At 71.9% G+C, this 19,671-nt stretch carries 14 protein-coding genes and 2 tRNA genes; 7 read left to right on the forward strand and 9 right to left on the reverse strand.

Going from position 1 to position 19,671, the window contains the following annotated elements; genetic code table 11:
• Nucleotides 1-82 precede the first annotated feature (82 nt).
• Entirely contained in the window at nt 83-2,164 is a 2,082-nt protein-coding gene (locus tag ACIBFB_RS17020) for an ATP-dependent DNA helicase (RefSeq protein ID WP_397231039.1), read from the reverse strand.
• 224 nt (nt 2,165-2,388) lie between these two features.
• Entirely contained in the window at nt 2,389-2,823 is a 435-nt protein-coding gene (locus ACIBFB_RS17025) for a hypothetical protein (protein ID WP_397231041.1), read from the reverse strand.
• Between the two features lie 169 nt (nt 2,824-2,992).
• On the opposite strand from ACIBFB_RS17025, the gene ACIBFB_RS17030 reads away from it, so the two are divergent.
• Nucleotides 2,993-4,171 carry a DUF418 domain-containing protein gene (locus tag ACIBFB_RS17030; RefSeq protein ID WP_397231043.1) on the forward strand — a complete coding sequence of 393 codons (1,179 nt, stop codon included), beginning with the start codon at nt 2,993-2,995 and terminating at the stop codon, nt 4,169-4,171.
• 162 nt (nt 4,172-4,333) lie between these two features.
• Here the strand turns inward: ACIBFB_RS17030 and ACIBFB_RS17035 are convergent, their stop codons facing one another.
• From ACIBFB_RS17035 to ACIBFB_RS17045, 3 genes are all read right to left on the reverse strand, one after another.
• Nucleotides 4,334-6,985 carry a polysaccharide lyase family 1 protein gene (locus ACIBFB_RS17035; RefSeq protein WP_397231045.1) on the reverse strand — a complete coding sequence of 884 codons (2,652 nt, stop codon included), beginning with the start codon at nt 6,983-6,985 and terminating at the stop codon, nt 4,334-4,336.
• A gap of 505 nt (nt 6,986-7,490) precedes the next feature.
• Nucleotides 7,491-7,563 (reverse strand) — tRNA-Ala (locus ACIBFB_RS17040).
• A 380-nt stretch (nt 7,564-7,943) separates the two neighbouring features.
• Nucleotides 7,944-8,016: transfer RNA gene (locus ACIBFB_RS17045), tRNA-Ala, on the reverse strand.
• A gap of 151 nt (nt 8,017-8,167) precedes the next feature.
• On the opposite strand from ACIBFB_RS17045, the gene ACIBFB_RS17050 reads away from it, so the two are divergent.
• Nucleotides 8,168-8,461 carry a co-chaperone GroES gene (locus tag ACIBFB_RS17050; RefSeq protein WP_017597826.1) on the forward strand — a complete coding sequence of 98 codons (294 nt, stop codon included), beginning with the start codon at nt 8,168-8,170 and terminating at the stop codon, nt 8,459-8,461.
• 10 nt (nt 8,462-8,471) lie between these two features.
• Here ACIBFB_RS17050 and ACIBFB_RS17055 read toward each other — a convergent pair whose 3' ends face one another.
• A complete protein-coding gene (locus ACIBFB_RS17055; RefSeq protein ID WP_397231047.1) occupies nt 8,472-9,065 on the reverse strand; it encodes a TetR/AcrR family transcriptional regulator in 594 nt (197 codons plus the stop codon).
• A 139-nt stretch (nt 9,066-9,204) separates the two neighbouring features.
• Between ACIBFB_RS17055 and ACIBFB_RS17060 the strand changes: the two genes are divergently transcribed.
• Nucleotides 9,205-10,959 carry an ABC transporter ATP-binding protein gene (locus ACIBFB_RS17060; protein WP_397231150.1) on the forward strand — a complete coding sequence of 585 codons (1,755 nt, stop codon included), beginning with the start codon at nt 9,205-9,207 and terminating at the stop codon, nt 10,957-10,959.
• Between the two features lie 86 nt (nt 10,960-11,045).
• Here ACIBFB_RS17060 and ACIBFB_RS17065 read toward each other — a convergent pair whose 3' ends face one another.
• The 3 genes from ACIBFB_RS17065 to ACIBFB_RS17075 are packed head-to-tail and all read right to left on the reverse strand — an operon-like array spanning nt 11,046 to nt 14,156.
• A complete protein-coding gene (locus ACIBFB_RS17065; protein ID WP_397231049.1) occupies nt 11,046-11,945 on the reverse strand; it encodes a carbohydrate ABC transporter permease in 900 nt (299 codons plus the stop codon).
• On the reverse strand, nt 11,942-12,790 hold the full coding sequence (locus ACIBFB_RS17070; RefSeq protein WP_397231152.1) for a carbohydrate ABC transporter permease: 849 nt from the start codon (nt 12,788-12,790) through the stop codon (nt 11,942-11,944). Before ACIBFB_RS17070 ends, ACIBFB_RS17065 begins: the two co-directional genes overlap by 4 nt.
• Nucleotides 12,791-12,845: 55 nt before the next feature.
• A complete protein-coding gene (locus ACIBFB_RS17075; protein ID WP_397231051.1) occupies nt 12,846-14,156 on the reverse strand; it encodes an ABC transporter substrate-binding protein in 1,311 nt (436 codons plus the stop codon).
• Between the two features lie 215 nt (nt 14,157-14,371).
• Between ACIBFB_RS17075 and ACIBFB_RS17080 the strand changes: the two genes are divergently transcribed.
• The 4 genes from ACIBFB_RS17080 (at nt 14,372) to ACIBFB_RS17095 (ending at nt 19,612) form a co-directional block, all read left to right on the forward strand.
• Nucleotides 14,372-15,394, forward strand: coding sequence for a LacI family DNA-binding transcriptional regulator (locus ACIBFB_RS17080; RefSeq protein ID WP_397231053.1), 1,023 nt, complete (start codon nt 14,372-14,374; stop codon nt 15,392-15,394).
• Between the two features lie 27 nt (nt 15,395-15,421).
• Nucleotides 15,422-17,050, forward strand: coding sequence for a glycoside hydrolase family 13 protein (locus ACIBFB_RS17085; RefSeq protein WP_397231056.1), 1,629 nt, complete (start codon nt 15,422-15,424; stop codon nt 17,048-17,050).
• 1,050 nt (nt 17,051-18,100) lie between these two features.
• On the forward strand, nt 18,101-18,958 hold the full coding sequence (locus ACIBFB_RS17090; protein WP_397231058.1) for a hypothetical protein: 858 nt from the start codon (nt 18,101-18,103) through the stop codon (nt 18,956-18,958).
• A gap of 3 nt (nt 18,959-18,961) precedes the next feature.
• Entirely contained in the window at nt 18,962-19,612 is a 651-nt protein-coding gene (locus ACIBFB_RS17095; RefSeq protein WP_397231060.1) for an ArsR/SmtB family transcription factor, read from the forward strand.
• The last annotated feature ends 59 nt before the right edge of the window (nt 19,613-19,671 follow it).

A 19,671-nucleotide genomic window follows, 5' to 3' on the forward strand; every position in this document is an offset into this window, starting at 1 on the left:
GCCCCCGCGAGCCGCGTTCACGAACGGGACCGGGCCCGCGGAGACCACCCGTCCCGCACGTCGTCGGCCCGACCGCTCTCTGTCAGCCCGCCGCGGGCGCCGTCTCCGCCGTTCCGGACAGTCGCCGCAACGCCGACCGGGCCACCGTGGGGTCGGTCGTCCCCCAGTACGGCGGCAGGGACGCGCGCAGGAACCCCCCGTAGCGCGCGGTGGCCAGTCGCGGGTCGAGGACGGCGATGACGCCGCGGTCGTCGGTGGACCGCAGGAGCCGACCGGTGCCCTGGGCGAGCAGCAGGGCGGCGTGGGTGGCGGCCACCGAGAGGAAGCCGTTGCCGCCGTGTGCGGCGACCGAACGCTGGCGGGCCGAGGCCAACGGGTCGTCGGGGCGGGGGAACGGGATCCGGTCGACGATCACCAGTTGCAGCGAGGATCCGGGCACGTCGACGCCCTGCCACAGCGACAGGGTGCCGAACAGGCAGGCCCGCTCCTCCTCGGCGAACCGGCGGACGAGCTGGCCGGTGGAGTCCTCCCCCTGGCACAGGATCGGGTGCTCCAGGCGTGCGCGCAGCTCCTCGGCGGCCCTCTGCGCGGCCCGCATGGAGGAGAACAGTCCGAGCGCACGGCCGTCGGCGGCCTCGATCAGCTCGGCGATCTCGTCCAGGTAGGCGTCGGCCAGACCGTCCCGGCCCGGCGGCGGCAGGTGGGTGGCCACGTAGAGAATGCCGCTGCGCGCGTGGTCGAAGGGCGAGCCGACGTCGAGCGCGCGCCAGCGGGGCTCGCCCGCGGCGCGGTGCGGTCCGTCGTCGTCGGGGTCGGGGGCCTGGTCCGGTGCGGGACCGGCCTTCCCGGCGGCGGCGCGCTCGGCGGCCTCCTCGGCGACCTCGCGGCCGAGGCCCCACTGGCGGGCCAGGGCGGAGAAGGAGCCGCCGAGGGTGAGGGTGGCCGAGGTGAGCACGACCGTTCGGTCGCCGAAGAGTTTCTCGCGGAGCAGTCCGCCCACCCCGAGCGGGGCCGCGTTGAGGGAGGGTGGCCGGGACGGGCTCCGGGTGAGCCAGACGACGTCGGTGCGGTCGCGCAGGGCCGGCTCGAAGGACTCCAGGACGCTCACGGCGGCGTCGTGGACCTCCCCGAGGGCGGACAGGGCCAGGCGGCGGTCGGAGGCGGTGTCGGGGTCGAGCTCCCCGGGGGAGGGACCGATGGCGCTGACACAGGCCGACGCCGCGTCGCGCACGGCGGCGACGGCGCCCGCGAGACCGTCGTCGATGTGGTCGAGACGGCCGTCGGGCACGTCGGCGAGCATCAGCCCGAGGCCGTCGGCGCACTCGGCGAGCCGCTCGCCGATCCCGGGTTCGACGAGGCGTCCGGCGCGTTTGGCGGCGGTGGTGACGGCGCGTTCGGTGAGGCTCTCGGTGGCCACGGAGGTGGCGCGGTCGACGAGCTCGTGCGCCTCGTCGATCATGATCGTGTCGTGCTCGGGCAGGATGTGGCGGCCCTGGGTCATGTCGATGGCGAGCATGGCGTGGTTGGTGACCACGACGTCGACGCCCTGGGCGGCCTCGCGGGCGAACTCGGCGAAGCACTCCTGGCCGAAGGCGCAGACCCGGGCGCCGACGCACTCGTTGCCGCCCACCGACACCTGGCGCCACGCGAGGTCGCTGACGCCGGGGGCGAGCTCGTCGCGGTCGCCGCTCACGGTGTCCTCGGCCCACTCGTGCAGTCGGGCGACCTGGCGGCCGAGCGAGGAGAGCTGGCGCGGGTCGAAGAGCTCGGCGTCCTCGGCCTCGTCGCCGGCGGCGTTGAGGCGGTTGCGGCACAGGTAGTTGCGGCGCCCCTTGAGGACCGCGAACGTGGGCTCGCGCGGCAGCAGCGGCGCGAGCGCGGCGGCCAGGCGCGGCAGGTCGCGGTCGATGAGCTGGTTCTGGAGCGCGATGGTGGCCGTGGAGACGACGACGGTGCTCTCCGCGGCCATCGCGTGTCTGATCGCGGGCACGAGATAGGCCAGGGACTTGCCGGTGCCGGTTCCGGCCTGGACCACGAGGTGCTCGCGCCGGTCGACCGCCTCGGCGACGGCGCCGGCCATGGTCGACTGGCCCTCGCGGGGGCTGCCGCCCAGGGCGTCGACGGCCGCGTCGAGCAGGGTGGGAACGTCGGGAAGATCTGCCACGGCTCGACAGTACCGGCCGCGGGCGACAGGCGGAGCGTCGTCCACAGGCCCCGTCGCCCGGGCCGGTGGACGGGCCCGGGCGGCGCCGGGTCCACGGGGATCCTCGCCGACGCCTCCTCGGACGGGACCACGCCGGTCTCCCTTCCCGGGGCGACTGTGCCGTCGCGGTCCTCCGCCGGCGGGAGGGCGGCGGTCGCGGCTCGGAAGGGAGTCTCGGGAAGCGCTCAGCGCAGCCCGGCGAACAGGCGGCCGATCTCCGTCTCCGCGCTCAGCACGGTCGGCAGGAGTTCGGACTCGATCCAGTCGCGCTCGCCCGGCCCGACCGTACGCGCGCGGGGCCCGAGGTCCTCGGCGAGCGCGGTCAGGCCCGTGCGGATGCGGCGGATCCGCGCCAGGTCCGGGGAGTCGGCGGGCTCGCTCAGGGTGTGGACGGCGAGGAGGGCGTAGCTCTCGGACAGGACCTCGTCGATCTTGTCGATCACCGCGACGCGGACCACCTGGCCCCACTCGGCGGGGGTGAACGGCTGGCCTCCGGACCGGGGGGCGACCGGAGCGGAGGCGGCGGGCGCGGGCGCGCAGCGGGGGCAGGGGATGGGCGCGACCGTATCGGCGCGGCGGAGGAAAGCGGGAAGGGGGATCAGGTTCCACAGACTGCGCATAGCACCCCGAATGTGTTGAGTATGGGGATTTGTCTGTTTGGACGCGTGCGACGCCGACCCGGTTCCTCGGCCGGCCGATCCGCCCGCCGCTGAATCTAGGACAGAAAGTGACCTCGACGGGTTCTAGAGTCGGGCGGACCGAGCACGACACGACGAAAAGGGCGACACGATGACCCGACCCGCTCCGACGCCCCGCGGCGCCACGCCCGCGGCCGAGCGCAAACTCGCACCCGACCTGGCACGGGGGGCGATGCTGCTGCTGATCGCCATGGCCTACGCCGGGGTGTACGCGGGGGTGTCCTTCGGCGCCGCGGCCGAGCAGTCCTCACCCCTGGACGACGCGTCGCGGTTCCTGACCGTGCTCGTCCTGGACAACCGCGCCTTCCCGATGTTCGCGATCCTCTACGGCTACGGCATGGGCTGGCTCGTCGCCCGTCAGCTCAACGCCGGGACCGGCGAACGCGAGGCGCGGCGACTGATGCGGCGGCGCAGCCTCTACCTCCTGCTGTTCGGCTCGGTGCACGCGTTCCTGGTCTTCCCCGGGGAGATCCTCGCCTCCTACGGCCTGGCCGGGCTGGTCCTGGGCTGGCTGCTGTTCCGCTCCGACCGCGCGATCACCCGCGCGGTCGCGGTCCTGGCCCCGGTCTACGCGGTGACGGTGACCCTGGGCATGCTCGCGGTCGCGTCCGGCGGGCAGGGCGAGGACGCCGCGCAGTGGGGACTGCCGGGCTACACCACGGCGGACGACTGGACGGCCCGGCTGTCCGGGGTGCCGTTCACCCCGCTGTTCATCGCGTTCGCCTACCCGCTGCTGCTGCTCGTGGTGCTCGGCTTCTGGGCCGGTCGTCGCAGGCTCCTGGACGATCCCGGGGCGCACCGTGCGCTGCTGGCCCGTGTCGCCGTGGTCGGCGTCACGGTCTCCGTGCTGGGGGCGTTGCCCGCCGCCCTGGTCACCGTGGGCGTCCTGTCCCCGGGCGCGGCGTCCACCGGACTGGTGCTGGCGCTCCAGGTGCTCACCGGCGTCTTCGGCGGGGCCGGATACGCGGCGGTGTTCGGTCTGCTCGGCCTGCGGTGGAGTGATCGGCGGGGTCCGGTCGTCAGGGCGGTCGCCGCCGTGGGGCAGCGGTCGCTGACCTTCTACCTGGCCAATTCGGTGCTGGTGGCGGTGGTCCTGCATCCGGACCTGGGCGGGCTGGGCACGCGGGTCGGCGCCTTCGGTGCGCTGTGCACGGCGTTCGCGGTGTGGCTGCTCGCCGTCGGCGTCGCGGCGTGGATGGACCGCACCGGCCGCCGGGGGCCGGTGGACGCACTCCTTCGTGCGCTCGTCCACCGGGGCACCGCGAGGTAGCACCGCGGAGGCGTCGGCGGGGCCGTGCGGCGCCACGGGACCGGCGGTTCCCCCACCCGCATCGGTGCGCGGTCCGGCGTCCACACCCGGAACGGTCGGTCCGCCCGGTTCGCCCGGACGGACCGACCGTTCCTCGGTCGCTCCGGCGTCGCCGCCCAGAGGTTACAGGTTGACCTCGGTGCCGCCGATGGTCACCACGAGGCGGCCGTCGGAGTCGAAGCGCCAGTCCAGGGACCCGGAGTACTGGGAGCACCGGGAACCGTTGGAACCCTCCCAGAACTGGTTCGAGCCATCGGCGTCACCCTGGTACCGGTCGGTCGAACCGCCGTCGCAGGAGGTGTTGCCGCGAAACACCGACGAGCCGCCGTCGAACTGGAAGTTGCGCTCCCCGTTGCCGACGCCCAGGTTGTCCGAGACCGTCATGCTGCCGGGGTTCGAGTTGTAGGTGAACCCGTGTTTGCCGTTCCCGAAGGCGATGCTGTGGTGGATGCGGTGGTCCACCTCGATGCCCGAACCGCCGAGCTTGAACCCGTTGCGGTCGCCGTTCGAGTGCTGGGAGCCGTCCGAGAGCGAGCCGTTGCCCAACGCCAGCGAGTGTTCGATGGTCACCTCGCCGATCGGGCCCGTGTCCGACTTGGCGAACAGGTCGTAGCCGTCGTCGATGTTGTTGTACGCCACGGTGTACCGGAACACGTTCCCCTCCCCGACGGTGAGCTTGGGGGCGAACCCGTCGGCGTCCTCACCGTCGGAGTCGGCGTTGTCGTGCGAGACCGAACTGACGATCAGGTTGTTCGAGGGCCATTCCGACCGGGGAGCCCCAGCGGTGTACCGCGAGAGTTGCAGCCCGCTGTCGTGGTTGTACCGGGTGGTCACCCGCTCGATGACGTTGTCGTTGCCGCCCAGCAGGATTCCGTTGTCTCCGGCGTGCTCGACGATGACGCCGTTGACGTGCCACCAGTCGCCGCCGATGGCGAGTCCCCGGTTGGACGAGTCCTCGCTCTGGGCCGAGAAGTTCAGCACGGGGGTCTCACCCGGGTAGGCGAACAGCTCGTTGCGGTCCCCCGACAGGCCGTCGTTCCCGGGCTCGATGTGAACCGTCTCGGAGAGGTCGTAGGTACCGCCGCGCAGGTAGATCGTCCCGCCGGGCTCGATTCGGTCGATCGCCGAGGTGAGCGTCGTCGGGTCGGACTCGGTGCCGGAGGCGCCGTCGCTTCCGCCCGGAGCCGCGAAGAGCTCGTCGCCCGAGGGCTGGGGCGTGTCGCCTCCGCCGGACGGCGGGGTGTCGCCTCCCCCGCCGGTCGGCGAAGCGGCGTAGGTCTCGAACTCGGCGACGCGGGGGGTGCCGTTCGAGCCGGTGATCTCGAAGTCGATCTTGCGCACCGCCGTCGGGGCGAAGGTGATCACACCCGCTCCGCTGCCGGTGGCCAGGACGTCGCCGGTGCCGTGGTCGACGACCCGCCAGGAGCCGATGTCGCCTTCGGCCCCGGCCGCCTCGCGGATGTTGATCGCGGACACCGTGGTGTCGGAGCCCCACTTGACCGAGATGCGACCGGTCGAGCCGCTCGGCGACCAGTAGGTGCCCATGTCGCCGTCGACGACGTTGCCGTAGCTGGTCCCGGAGGCCTTGCTGGAGCCGTCGGCGCCGGCCCCGATGCTGAGGTTGGTCCCGTCGGGGGGGTCGGTCGGGTCCGGGTCGGTCGGGTCCGGGTCGGTGGGGTCCGGGTCGGTGGGGTTCTGTGCCTCGCAGTCGCCGTCCGAGACCCGGTTGCCCTGGTCCGCGCCCGCGATCTGCTCCAGCACCTCCGGCACGCAGCCGGCGTCGTCGAGCTCGTACGCGTACGGGATGCTCACCGTCGTGTTGGACCGCGGGTCGGGTCCGGCGGGGTGGTTCTCGTCGCCCTCGCCGGACCAGGTCACGTTGTCGAAGACGTTGCCGCTGACCTCCCAGGAGCCCCTCTCGTTGGTGTAGAAGGTGCCCAGGACGTCCTTGGAGTCCTCGAAGTAGTTGTTCTCCACCTTCGCGTTGGCCCCGGCGCGGGAGTTGATGCCGGACTCCCGGAGCCCCACGTAGTGGTTGTTGTACATGTGCGCGGTGGCGCCGCGCAGCAGGGGGGCTCGGGAGTCGATGTTCTCGTACAGGTTGTGGTGGTACGTGATGAAGTCGTTGGAGCGGTCGCTCTCGCTGGACCCGACCAGGCCGCCGCGGCCGGAGTCGCGCAGGACGCTGTGGGAGAGGGTGACGTACTGGGTGTTGTTCTTCAGGTCGAAGAGGCCGTCGTAGCCCTCCGACTCCCCGCCCGACGCCTCCAGGGTGACGTGGTCGACCCAGATGTTGCGGACGTCGCTCTCCATCCCGATGGCGTCACCGCCGTTGGACGTGGGCGAGCCGGACTTCCTGACGTTCCGGACGGTCACGTTCTGGATGATGATGTTGTGGGACTCGCGGATGTGGATGCCCAGCTGGTCGAACACGGCTCCGCTGCCGGTGCCGACGATCGTGACGTTGCTGATCCTCTTGAGCTCGATCACGTCGTCGGCGGTGTCGCAGCCGTCGCCCGACACCTTGGAGGTGTTGCCGTGGTCGATGGTTCCTTCCACCTCGATGATGATCGGGGTGCTGGTGCTGGGCCGGTTGCACAGGGCCTCGTGGATCTGCGTCCCGGTCGTGGCACGAACCGTCTGTCCGCCCGCGCCACCGGTGGTCCCGCCGTTCTGGGTCGCGTAGCCCGTGGCTTCTCCGGTCTGCGCCGACGCCGAGGCCGTCGGCAGTGACAGACCCGCCGCCACCAGGGCCGCGGCGGTCAGCGTCGACATGAGCCGACGCGCCATTGATCGTCTCACTACTCACCCTTCGTCGTAGGGCATGGGAATGAGCATGCTCATTCCGAGCGTAGAGAAAGCGCTTTCCGCGTCAAGGGGGGTTAGTGGAACCATTGAGGGGAGGGCCGAGGACCCCGATCGCCCTCCACCCCGGTGTCCTGCGGAATCACCGGTCTGCGCCGCCGACGCAGGCATCGATATTTTCCGATCGCGCGACCGTCCGGCCCGCCCCGCCGACCCGGCGGAGCGGACCCCGGCGCCCGAGCGGGGCAAACCTGCACTCTGACGAAGCGGCAAGGGCTTTCCCGCCCGGCGGTCCACCACACGGCCGCTTCCGGGGGTCGCCCCCGGGGAAACACGAAGGACGACCCGGCGAGCGCGGTCACGCGCGAGCAGGGCCGCCCCGAGTCCGTCCGGGGGTCCGGGGGTCGCCCCCCGGGAAACACGAAGGACGACCCGGCGAGCGCGGTCACGCGCGAGCAGGGTCGCCCTAAGTCCGTGGAGCTATGGGGATTCGAACCCCAGACCTCCTCCATGCCATGGAGGCGCGCTACCAACTGCGCCATAGCCCCTGGTGATGCAACGGTGAAGAGTCTACCGGACAGGGAGGGGTGGACCGACCCGGCGAGCACGGTCACGCGCGAGCAGGGCCGCCCCGAGTCCGTCCGGGGGTCTGGGGGTCGCCCCCCGGGAAACACGACGGACGACCCGGCGAGGCGGCCGAAGGCCCCCGAGCAGGGTCGTCCCGAGTCCGTGGACCCTGGGCAAGCCAACTACAACCCACGAGGCGCAGCCTCGCGTTGCAAGAGAGGCCCCCACTCACCTCACCGATCTGCGCGACCTCAGCCGCAGGGGGGTACCTCGGGGGGTTCGGGGGGTCTCCCCCCGGTAAACGCGACGGACGACCCGGCGAGGCGGCCGAAGGCCCCCGAGCAGGGTCGTCCCGAGTCCGTGGAGCTATGGGGATTCGAACCCCAGACCTCCTCCATGCCATGGAGGCGCGCTACCAACTGCGCCATAGCCCCTGGTGTGCCGGGCGGTTCCCCCGCTCGGCGTTGGGAACACTCTACCGGAGTCCGGGAGCGGGTCGAGCCATCGCCCGGCCCTGAGCGGGGAGTACTCCCGGCCGGAGCCGAATACCCTGGAGTGGTGCCCGAATCGAAGCTTGAAATCCAGATGCTCCACGATCGCCTGTTGGTGAGGGCGGTCCCGGACAAGAGCGAGCGGCGCAGCAGCGCCGGTCTGGTCATCCCGGACACGGTGAAGCTGGCGACCAGGCTCGCGTGGGGCGAGGTCTGCGGCGCCGGCACCGGCGCCCGCCACGTCAAGACGGGCGACCGTGTGCTGTTCGACCCGGAGGACCAGGGTGAGGTCGAACTGAACGGCGAGCGCTACGTCATCCTGCGCGAACGCGACGTGCACGCGGTGGCCAACGAGTCCCCCGAGCGCGGGACCGGCCTCTACCTCTGACCCGTCCCGGTCAGACCCGCCTGTCGTCGGACACTGCCTTGACCAGGGACAGCAAGCACATGTTGAGCGCCTCGAAGGCCGGAACGCGGGCCACGTTGGCGTAGACCGCTCCGGCGTACAACCCCGACCACAGCAACTGCTGAGCCCACAGGGGCGTGATCCTGGGATCGATCGTGCCGTCCTCGTGTCCTCGTTCGATGAGGTCGAAGAGGGCGAGGTCCGCGGGACCGCTCTCGCTCTCGCACTCGGCCGACTCCTGCGTGGCGTCCTGGTCTCCGAAGGCGGCCAGGATCCCCTTGCGCACCCCGAAGTACTCCGCGACCAGCCGGGAGAAGGCCTCGATGGCGGTGCCCTCGGTGGTGCGCGCCCGCTCGGTGGCCTCGTTGACCAGCTCCTCGACGTACTCCCCCAGAGCGAACTTGAGGTCGGAGCGCTCGGGGAAGTAGCGCTGCAGTGTGCTCCGCGCCACCCCCGCGGTTCTGGCCACCTCGGACAGCGGCGCCGAGGAGTTGTCCCCCAGGACCTCGATCGCCGCTTCGAGGATCGCCCGGCGGGTGCGCGCGCGCGTCCTCGTCTCGTCCATCGCAGATGCCCTGTTCTCCATGCCCACCATCCTAGACCGATGGGTATTCATTTGACGAGAATCGGTCATGTATGACCTAATTTAGAGCATGACTGCTCAACTAACGGACTCTGATGCCCGCACGTCGGATGAGGGCGAACCCCGATTCGCCCAGTTACGCGTGCTCTGGTCGTTCGTGCACCCGCACCGGGGCACACTCGTCCTCGGCCTGATCCTGGCGCTCTTCGGCTCGGCCCTGGAACTGGCCAGCCCCATGGTCATCAAGCTGGTCCTGGACACCGTGGCCGACGCGGGGGACCTGGCCATGCCGATCGCCCTCCTCCTCGGCCTGTTCCTGGTGGGGGCGGTCCTGGGCCTGTGGCACTGGATCGTCCTCGGCACGATGGCCGAGCGGATCGTCCTGGACGCACGGACCTCGATCGTCCAGCGCTACCTCCGCGCCGCGCTGCTGCCGCTGACCAGGCGGCCCCCCGGCGAACTGGTCACCCGCGTGACCTCCGACACCGTGCTCCTCAACGAGGCCGTCGGGCGCAGTCTGGTCGCCCTCGTCAACGGGACGGTGCTGCTGGTCGGAACGCTCGTCATGATGGCCCTGCTCGACCCGGTGCTGCTGGGCACCACCGTCGTCGCCGTCATCGTCGTGGCCGCGCTCTTCCTGACCCTGATGCCCGGCATCGCCCGGCACGAGGAACGCGCCCAGGCCGCGCTCGGATCCATGGGCGGCGTCCTGGAGGGCGCCCTGCGCGCGATGCGCACGGTCAAGGTGAGCCGTGCGGAGGAACGGATCGGCGCCCGCGTCGTGCGCGACGCCGAGGAATCGGCCCGGCACAGCGTCCGCGGGGTGCGCCGCCAGGCCGTCGCGTTGACGGTCGCCTTCAGCGGCGTGCAACTCGCGATCATCGCCATCCTCGGGTTGGGCGCCGTGCGCGCCACCGACGGGGCGATCGAGGTCTCGACCCTGGTCGCCTTCCTGCTCTACGCGTTCGCCCTGATGGGCCCCGTGACGGAGCTCTCCCAGAGCGTCACGGCCCTCCAGTCGGGCGTCGCCGCGGCACGCCGGATCCGCGAGGTGACCGGCATCCCGCTCGAACCGGGCGCGGACACCCCGGTGAAGGCGTCCGCGGGCCCCGGGGTCCCCGGCGACGCGATCCTCGAACTGCGCGGGGTGACCGCCCGCTACGCGCCCGGTACGCGGGCGGCGCTCGACGCGGTGGACATCGCGGTGCCGCGGCGCGGGCACACCGCGATCGTCGGCCCGTCGGGCGCGGGCAAGACCACCGTCTTCTCCCTTCTGCTGCGCTTCCTGGAGCCCGAGGGCGGCCGGATCCTGCTCGACGGCCGACCGTACTCCGAGCTGAGCCCGGCCCAGGTGCGCGAGCGCTTCGCCTACGTGGAGCAGGACACCCCGGTGGTGCCCGGGACCCTGCGCGAGAACCTCGTGTTCGGCCGCCCGGACGCGGACGAGGCCGACATCCGGCGGGTGCTGCACGAGGTGCGGCTGGCGGACCGGGTCGACGCCCTGGAGGAGGGACTGGACACCCCGCTGGACGCGACCTCGTTCTCCGGCGGCGAGCGCCAGCGCGTCGCCCTCGCCCGTGCCCTGCTGTGCTCGGCGGACGTGCTGCTGCTGGACGAGGCGACCTCGCAGGTGGACGCGATCACCGAGGCGGCCGTCACCGACAGCGTGCGCCGCCACGCCGACCGGGCCGCGGTGGTGACCATCGCGCACCGGCTGTCGACGGTGATCGGGGCCGACCGCATCATCGTCATGGAGGACGGCCGTGTGCGGGCCCAGGGCACCCACCGCGGACTGCTGGCGGACGACGCGCTGTACCGCGAACTGGTCGCGGCGCTGCGCATCGCCGAGGTGCCGGAGTCCGACCCCGGCGTGCCCGAGGCCGCGCCGGCCGGGTGACGGCGTGCCGTCCCCGGAGGCCGCCCGGGAACGGGTGGGCCCCGGGGACGGCGGGGCCGCTCCCGGGGTCCGCCCGTCGCCTCCGCCTACCCCTTGACGGCGCCCGAGGTCAGGCCCGCGACGATCCGCCGTTGCAGCACCAGGGCGAAGAGGATGAGCGGGATCGAGACCAGCACGGAGGCCGCCATGATCTGCCCGATCGGGTTCTCGTAGCCGACCCGTTCGAAGGTGCCCACGAACACCGGGACGGTCTGGACGTTGAGGTCGTTCGGGGCGAACGAGAAGGCCAGCAGGAACTCGTTGGTGGCGTAGACGAAGGTGAGGATCGCCGCCGCGCCGACCCCGGGCGCGGCCAGCGGCGCGACCACCCGCAGGAAGGTCTGGAACGGGGTGGCTCCGTCGACCTTCGCCGACTCCTCGATCTCCCTGGGGATGCCGGAGAAGAAGGTGGTGAGGATGAAGACGGACAGCGGGAGGGTCAGCGCCACGTACGGGATCACCATGCCCGCGTAGCTGTTGAGCAGGTTGATCCCCGTCCACTGGTTGAACTGCAGATACATCTGGTACAGCGGGTTGACCAGCGCGACAGGCGGGAACAGCGTGGCGACCAGGGTCGCCGCCAGGATGACGAACTTGCCCGCCAGCGGGAGCCGGGCCAGCGCGTACCCCGCCAGGGAGGCGACCGGGATGCAGATCACCGTGGTGACGGCCGCCACGATCAACGAGTTGCGCAGTGCGAAGTGAAAGCCCTGGTCGATGACCTGCTGGTAGTTGTCCAGGCTGAAGGGCCCCTGGAGGATGTTCGGGTTGGTCAGCGCCACCGATCCCGTGCGCAGGCTGGTCATGGCCATCCACACGAACGGGAACAGGCACCAGCCCAGCACCAGGAGCAGCCCCAGCAGTTTGAACGCGGTGGCCACCGCCGGGGGCGTGCCCCGGCGCCGTCCGGTCCGCGCTCCCCGCGGGGCCGCCGTCTCGACCGTCATCGCGTCTCCCTCCGCACCGCGTCGCCGACCATGTGCCGCCCCATCCGGCTGATGAAGGCCAGTCCGACGAGCATGACCACGACGAACGTGACCGTGGACAGCGCGTTGGCGTACCCCAGCTGCGGGTCGGCGACCAGGAACCGCTGGGCGTACACCGACAGCGTCGCGATCGAGTTGGAGTACCCGGCGAACACGTAGGCGAAGTCGAACATGCGCAGCGCGTCCACCGTCCGGAAGAGCAGCGCGACCACGATCGCCGGACGGAGCAGCGGCAGGGTGATGTGCAGGAACCGCTGGACCGCGTTGGCGCCGTCGACCCTGGCGGCCTCGTAGTAGTCCTTGGGGATGGTCTGGAGTCCGGCCAGGAGGAGCAGGGCCACGAACGGCGCCGTCTTCCACACGTCGGCGCTGATGATGGCGACCATGGTCCACGCCGGGTCGCGCAGCCAGTTGATGTCCGTGCCGAGCACGGCGTTGACGAAGCCCGGGTTGCGGTCGAACATGTACCGCCACACCTGGGCCGCCACCGCGGTGGGGATCACCCAGGGCACCAGGATGACCGCCCGGGTCAGCCCCCGGCCGACGAACACCTGGTGCATGATCAGGGCGAACGCCATCCCGATGACGAACTCCAGCGCCACCGACGCCACGGTGAACACCAACGTGTTGCCCACGGCGTTGAAGAAGCCGGAGTCGCTGAGCACCCGGACGTAGTTGTCGACGCCGACGGGTTCCCGCCGGAACCCCCGGATCTCGTACAGGCTCATCCCGATCGCGTAGCAGACCGGGAAGAGCGCGATCACGGCCATGAAGGCGAACGACGGGGCGAGGAAGACCCGCCCCATCGCCCGCTCTCCCAGGCCCTGGCGTGTGCGGACGCTCGAGGTCGTGGCCATGGCCCTACTCTTGCTCGAGCGCGGCTTGGGCGGCCTCGTCGACGGCGGCCAACGCCTCGGCCGGGTCCCCCTGCCCGAGGTAGGCGGGGTGCAGGCTGTCCTGCATGGCCAGGGACAACGCGTTGTATCCCGGCACCGGCGGGCGCGCGTGCGCCTGGGCGAGGACCTCGCCGAGCAGCTCGAAGTTGGGGTCGTCGGCGCCCTCGTAGGCGCTGAGGAGGGTCGGCGGCAGACTGTTGTCGGCCAGGATCGCCTGGGCGTCGGCGTCGGTGGCGGCCCACAGAACGAACTCACGGGCCAGGTCGGGGGTGTCGCTGAGCGTGCTGACCGCGTTGTTGAGCCCGCCCAGCGCGCTGGTGGTGCCCTCGCCGGTGAAGGTGGGCAGCGGAGCCACCGCGAAGTTCCCGGCGACCGCGCTCTCCTCGTCGCCCTCGCCCTCCAGCAGCGGCACGGCGTAGGGCCAGTTGCGCATGTAGACGGCCTCGCCGGCCTGGAAGAGGGCGCGGGCGTCGTCCTCGACCATCGAGTCGAAGCCCTCGGCGTAGAAGCCGGTCTCGTAGGCCTCGGTCATGAAGTCCAGGGCGGTCTCCGCGGCGTCGCCCTCCAGGAAGGTGCTGGTCTCCTGGGCGTCGTCGAACAGCTCACCGCCCGCGGACCAGTACAACTCCAGGAAGTTGACGACGAAGCCCTCGTACTGGTCGCCCTGGCCGACGTAGGCGGAGATGCCCGCCTCCTCGGCGGCCGCGGTGCCGGTGTCGTAGAGCTCCTGCCAGGTGGTGGGGGGCCCGTCGACGAGGTCGGTGCGGTAGTAGAGGAGCGCGCCGTTGGAGGAGTAGGGCAGCGCGTACAGCTCCTCCTGCCACTGGGCGCTGTCGACCGCGCCGTCCAGGCTGCCGCCCTCGACCTCCGGGCGCAGCTCCTCCAGGCTGTCGATGTAGCCGAACTCGGCGAACTCGCCGGTCCAGATCACGTCGAGTCCGAGGACGTCGAACTCCCCCGCCTGGCTCTGCAGGTCCTGGAACAGGGCCTGGCGCTGCTCGTCGGCCGTGGGCGCCAGGAAGAAGATGTCGACCTGGCGGTCCGGGTTCTGCTCGTTCCACAGCCGGGCGACGTCCTCGTGGATCTGCCGGTCCGCTCCGGTGACCGCCCAGACGAACTGCGGGTCGTCGGACAGCCCGGCGGTGTCGCCCCCGGCGCCGTCGCCTCCTTCTCCCGGCGGTTCCCCGCACGCGGTGGCGAGGGCCAGGGCCAGTGCTCCGAATCCGGCGGCGCAGGTGCGGGCCGCCGACCCTCGGCGCCGTGCGATTACGGACATAGCACTCTCCTTTCGCGCCGACCGGGGTCGCGCGCGCAGTGTCGAGCTCGTCGTGGATCAGCCGACCGGCTGTGCGAAAACGATGCCATCAAGGATGTGACACAGTCAACAGTCCGATCGCGCATCCGTGCGCAATGGCCGCAGGGTCTGACATGGAGACGAACGACGGCATGAAAACGTTGCCATCAGCCCCGGAGTTCTCTACCGTTGACCCCATGTCCGACAAACCCGCGAGCATGCGCGACGTCGCCCAGCACGCGGGGGTCTCCCTGTCGACGGTCTCGCGGGTTCTGCGGGGCGCGCCAGGGGTCGCCCCGCAGGTGCGCCAACGTGTGCAGGACTCGGCCGACGCGTTGTCCTACGTCGTCTCCCGCAACGCGTCGGGACTGGTGACGGGGCGCACCGGCCGGGTGGCGGTGGTCGCTCCCACACTGCGTCCCTGGTTCTTCGGGGGTGTCCTGGCCGGGCTCGGCGACGCCCTGGGCGCGGCCGATCTCGACATGCTCGTCTACCAGGTCGGCGAGGTCCGTTCACGCCGTGGCTGGACGCGTGCGGTGCCGCTGCGCCGCAACGCCGACGCGGTGGTCACGGTGTCCATGGACCTGTCCGAGGAGGAGTGCCGCCGACTGGACGACGTCGGGGTGCCCGTCGTGCTCACCGGCCAGAGCGTGCCGGGGCGGGCCGGTGTCTTCATCGACGACCGGGCGGGCGCGGCGGCGGCCACGCGTCACCTGCTCAACCTGGGGCACAGCCGGATCGCCTACATCGGATCGCGGACTCCGGAGTGGTTCAGGGGCAGTGCCCGGGACCGGCTCGCCGGCCACAGGGCGGCCATGGCCGAGGCGGGCCTCGAACCGTGGAGCCTCGTCCGTTCCCCGGACCAGGAGGGCGGGGAGCTGGCCATGGGCGAACTGCTGTCGGCGGCCGAACCGCCCACGGCCGTCCTGGCCGAGTTCGACGGCATCGCGATGGGCGCCCACCGCACCCTGCGGCGGTCGGGCGTCCCGGTGCCCGGCGCCATCTCGCTCATGGGCTTCGACAACCACGACGCCGCCTCGGTCCTGGACCTGACGACCGTCGACCAGTCCCCGTACGACACGGGACTGACCGCGGGGCGGCTCGCGGTCGACATCCTGGCGGGCACGGCACGCCCCGACACGCACATCGAGATGCCCACCCAGATCATCCTGCGGCACTCCACAGCGGCTCCCAGGGGCGCGCGTGGGCTGTCCTCGTGAACGCACGCCCGAACACAGGGGGAACCCATGCAGCAGTGGTGGCGCGACGCGGTCCTCTACCAGGTCTACCCGCGCAGCTTCGCCGACTCCGACGGTGACGGGGTGGGCGACCTCCCCGGCATCACGGCCCGGATGGACCACATCCGCGACCTGGGCGCCGACGGAATCTGGCTGACGCCGTTCCACCCCTCGCCGTGGGCGGACGGCGGCTACGACGTCGCCGACTTCCGGGACGTGGACCCGCTGCTCGGGAACCTGGACGACTTCGACGCCCTGGTGGGCTCGGCACACGAGCGCGGCCTTCGGGTGGTGATCGACATCGTTCCCAACCACACGTCGGAGGCCCACCCGTGGTTCCGCGCGGCCCTGGCGGCCGGGCCCGGGTCGCCCGAGCGGGACCGGTACGTCTTCCGCGACGGCCGGGGGACGAACGGGGACCTGCCGCCGTCCAACTGGCGGTCGACCTTCGGCGGCCCGGCCTGGACCCGGGTGCCCGACGGACAGTGGTATCTGCACTTCTTCGCCCCCGAACAGCCCGATCTGAACTGGAACGACCCCGGAGTGCGCGACGAGTTCCGCGACATCCTGCGGTTCTGGAGCCGCCGCGGGGTGGACGGGTTCCGGATCGACGTCGCCTACGGGCTGGTCAAGGACCTGGACGATCCCCTGCGCGACCTGGTCCTGGTGGACGGCGGCCGGAACGAGGACATCGCCGCCAACCCCGACCACCCCCTCATGGACCGGCCCGGGGTCCACGAGGTCTACCGGGACTGGCGACGGGTGCTGGCGGAGTTCGACCCGCCCCCGACCACGGTCGGCGAGGTGTGGCTGCCCGCCGAGCGGCGGATCCGGTACACCCGTCCCGACGAACTGGACCAGACCTTCAACTTCGACTTCCTGCTCACGCCGTGGGACGCCGACGCCTACCGGCGCGTGATCGACGCCTCGATCGCCGACGCCGCCGCGGTGGGCACGGTGCCGACGTGGGTGACCAACAACCACGACCTGGTGCGGCGGGTGTCGCTCCTCGGTCTGCCCCCGGGCACCGACCTGCGCGCCTGGCTGCTCGCCGACGGCCGCGACCCGCTCCCCGACCTCGACCTGGGCGCCCGCAGGGCCCGGGCACTGGCCCTGCTGGCACTGGCGCTGCCCGGTTCGGCCTACCTGTACCAGGGCGAGGAGCTCGGGCTGCCCGAGGTCGCCGACCTGCCGCCCGACGCGCTGGAGGACCCGCGCTGGCGGCGCAGCGGCCACACCGACAAGGGCCGGGACGGTGCGCGGGTGCCGCTGCCGTGGACGCCGGACGGGCCGTCGTACGGGTTCGGGGAGGGCGGCTCGTGGCTGCCGCAGCCCGAGGGGTGGGGACGGTGGTCGGTCGAGGCCCAGCAGGGGGATCCGGACTCGACGCTGTCGCTGTACCGGCGGGCGTTGGCGCGGCGGGGCGATTTCGCCGCGGAGCCGGCCCTGGCCTGGGACCCGGACCTGAACCGCGGGGCCGTGCTGGCGTTCTGGCGCGGGCCGGAGGCGCTGGTGCTGGTCAACACCGGCCCCGACCCGGTGGATCTGCCGCGGGGCGAGGTGATGGTGGCCAGCACCGGCCTGGACCGGGCGCTGCCGGGCGACGGCGCCGTGTGGCTGCGCCGCCCTCGCGCGTGACGCCGGTGAGGGTTCCGGGCCGACCCCCCGTGGCTGGGCGGGGCGGGGGTGCTTTCCCCAGCCCCGTTCGGTGACCGCGGTGGGAGGGTTTGCGGTCGACCCCCTGGGGTCGACCGCCCGGGAACGGTGACCCTTGACCCCCTGCGGTGACCCGCACGGTCGAGCGTGCCCGAACCCCCGTGTGGTCGAACACCCAGGAACGGTGACCCTTGACCCCCTTCGGTGACCCTGGGCGCGCATGGTTTCCGTCCAACCCCCCTGTGGTTGGGCGGGCTGGGAGGGTGTAGACCCCCTTTCCGGTGACGGACGTGCGGACCGGTGTGGGGCTTGGGGCCGATGTTCCCTGGACCGTCCACCCCCCGCTCCTGGGGCCGGGGGTGTCATCACTTCGGAATCACGTTCCCACGTGGTGGCCGCCTTCTGCATATCTGTGGACCGTCCGGGGTGACGGTAGGTGAGGGACCTCGCCCTCCGGAACGAATTCGCTCCGCGAACACGCCCTCCGGACGAGCCACACCCCCCGTGGTGACCGGGGCAAGAAAACACCACACCCAACCCCCAGTGGACCCGAGAACCGGACCACCCAACCCCCCAGTGGTTGGCCCATGAGGGACGGTCACCCCCAACCCCGTGGAGTTGAGCTCCCGGGAATGGTGAACCTCGACCCCCTGGGGTGACCGTGGTGGGAGGGTTTGCGTCCTGCCCCCCTTCGGCGGCCGACGTCGCGCGCCCATCGGCCCGACCAGCCGCCTGTCTGACCCCCGGTCACCACAAGGCCACCCGACGGGGGTCCGTGCGGCTCGGGGATTGGACGGAATCCCCGACCGCCCCGGGCCGTCGAAGGGGGTTCACCCGCCCGGGCCCTGCATGCCGCTGACGAAGGTGTTGACGGTGAGTTCCATGTCCGCTCCCTGGTGGTGGCGCGTTCCGTTGACCGCACTCTTCCTACCGACGGTGGAGGACTCCTCCTCCGGTGACCGGGCCCTTGTGGCCTGCCACTCCTGGGAATATTCTATAGATCACTAGATTACTGGATAAAGGAGACACGCCATGTCCGGCCCGTCAGGAACCGCCCCCGCACCGCGCACCCCGAGGGACTACTGGGCCTGCCGCGCCTGCGGCGCCGTGTTCCCACCGGCGCCCAGCGCGCCGGACTCCTGCCCGATCTGCGTGGACGAGCGCCAGTACGTCCCGCCGACCGGACCCGACTTCGCCACCCGCGCCGCGCTCGCCGCCGAGGGATTCCGGGTCGTGACGCGTCCCGTCCAGGACCGCGTCACCGGGCTGGGCACGGAGCCCGGGATCGGCGTCGGGCACCGCGGCGTCCTCGTCGAGACCGAGGCCGGGAACCTCCTGTGGGACCCTCCGGTCTTCCTCGACGACGACGCCGTGGCCGAGGTGGAGCGGCTGGGCGGCGCCGCCGTCGTCGCCTCCAGCCACCCGCACATGTACGGCGCGGCCGTCGAGTGGGCCGAACTCCTCGACGCCGAGATCGTCCTGCCCGAGGCGGACGAGCCGTGGCTCCCGTGGCCCAGCGCGCGGGTGCGCCGGTGGAACGGCACCCTCGTCCCGCTGCCCGGCCTGACCCTCGTCCAGACGGGGGGCCACTTCCCCGGCAGCGCGGTCCTGCACCTGGCCGACGGCGCCGGCGCCCTCTTCACCGGGGACACCGTCATGGTCACCCCCGGCCGCGACCACGTGACCTTCCTGTACAGCGCGCCCAACCGGCTCCCGCTGCCCGAACGGCTCGTCCGCCGCGTCGTCGACGCCGTGCGCGACCTGGAGTTCGACACCATCCACGGCGGATGGTGGGACCTGAGCGTGCGCGCGAACGCCAAGGAGGTCCTCCTGCGCGACGCCGACCGGTACGTGTCCTTCCTGCGCGGCGACCTGCCGAAGTATGACTAGAGCATGACGGATTTCCCGGAAGCCGCGATCTACGAGCACCTCGCCCGGGTGGGCAAGGCGCTCGCCGCGCCGGTGCGGCTGCGACTGCTCGACCTGCTGGACCAGGGCGAGTGCACGGTCGAGGAGCTGGCGCGCCGAGGCGGGCTCCCCCTGAAGAACACCTCGGCCCACCTCCAGCAGCTGCGCGCGGCGGGTCTGGTGACGAGTCGGCGCGAGGGCACCCGCGTCCACTACGCGTTGCGGGACGACGAGGTGTCGGGGTTCCTGGGGCACTTCCAGGACTTCGCCGAACAGCGGATGGGCGACCTGAGAGCGGAGGTCGAGCGGCACCTGGGGCAGGAGGGCGGTTCGGGCGCGGTCACCGCCGGGGAACTGGCGGAGATGGTGGGGCGCGGCGAGGCGGTCGTGGTGGACCTGCGGTCGCCGCGGGAGTTCGCGCAGGGTCATGTGCCCGGCGCGGTCTCGGTCCCGTCTCGGGAGCTGGAGGACAGGATCGCCGAACTGCCTTGGGACACCACGGTCGTCGCGTACTGCCAGGGCCCCTACTGCGTGGTGTCGCCCCGCGCCGTCCGCCTCATCAACGCCACGGGCCGCCGCGCGCGCAGTCTGCGGGGCGGCTACGTCCGCTGGAGGCGCGAGCGGCGCACGGGCTGACCCGAAGTTGCCGTCAGCCCGCCCCGTCCTCCGGGACCTGTGGCGGACGAGACCGATGA

Source organism: Nocardiopsis sp. NPDC050513 (assembly GCF_044457925.1).
Classification (GTDB): Bacteria; Actinomycetota; Actinomycetes; order Streptosporangiales; family Streptosporangiaceae; genus Nocardiopsis.

Bases quoted from the DNA above. Each gene is read 5' to 3' on its own strand.
- ACIBFB_RS17025 (WP_397231041.1), bottom strand. From the start codon at position 2,823: ATGCGCAGTCTGTGGAACCTGATCCCCCTTCCCGCTTTCCTCCGCCGC.
- ACIBFB_RS17030 (WP_397231043.1), top strand. From the start codon at position 2,993: ATGACCCGACCCGCTCCGACGCCCCGCGGCGCCACGCCCGCGGCCGAG.
- ACIBFB_RS17035 (WP_397231045.1), bottom strand. From the start codon at position 6,985: ATGTCGACGCTGACCGCCGCGGCCCTGGTGGCGGCGGGTCTGTCACTG.
- ACIBFB_RS17050 (WP_017597826.1), top strand. From the start codon at position 8,168: ATGCTCCACGATCGCCTGTTGGTGAGGGCGGTCCCGGACAAGAGCGAG.
- ACIBFB_RS17055 (WP_397231047.1), bottom strand. From the start codon at position 9,065: ATGGAGAACAGGGCATCTGCGATGGACGAGACGAGGACGCGCGCGCGC.
- ACIBFB_RS17065 (WP_397231049.1), bottom strand. From the start codon at position 11,945: ATGACGGTCGAGACGGCGGCCCCGCGGGGAGCGCGGACCGGACGGCGC.
- ACIBFB_RS17070 (WP_397231152.1), bottom strand. From the start codon at position 12,790: ATGGGGCGGGTCTTCCTCGCCCCGTCGTTCGCCTTCATGGCCGTGATC.
- ACIBFB_RS17075 (WP_397231051.1), bottom strand. From the start codon at position 14,156: ATGTCCGTAATCGCACGGCGCCGAGGGTCGGCGGCCCGCACCTGCGCC.
- ACIBFB_RS17080 (WP_397231053.1), top strand. From the start codon at position 14,372: ATGTCCGACAAACCCGCGAGCATGCGCGACGTCGCCCAGCACGCGGGG.
- ACIBFB_RS17085 (WP_397231056.1), top strand. From the start codon at position 15,422: ATGCAGCAGTGGTGGCGCGACGCGGTCCTCTACCAGGTCTACCCGCGC.
- ACIBFB_RS17090 (WP_397231058.1), top strand. From the start codon at position 18,101: ATGTCCGGCCCGTCAGGAACCGCCCCCGCACCGCGCACCCCGAGGGAC.
- ACIBFB_RS17095 (WP_397231060.1), top strand. From the start codon at position 18,962: ATGACGGATTTCCCGGAAGCCGCGATCTACGAGCACCTCGCCCGGGTG.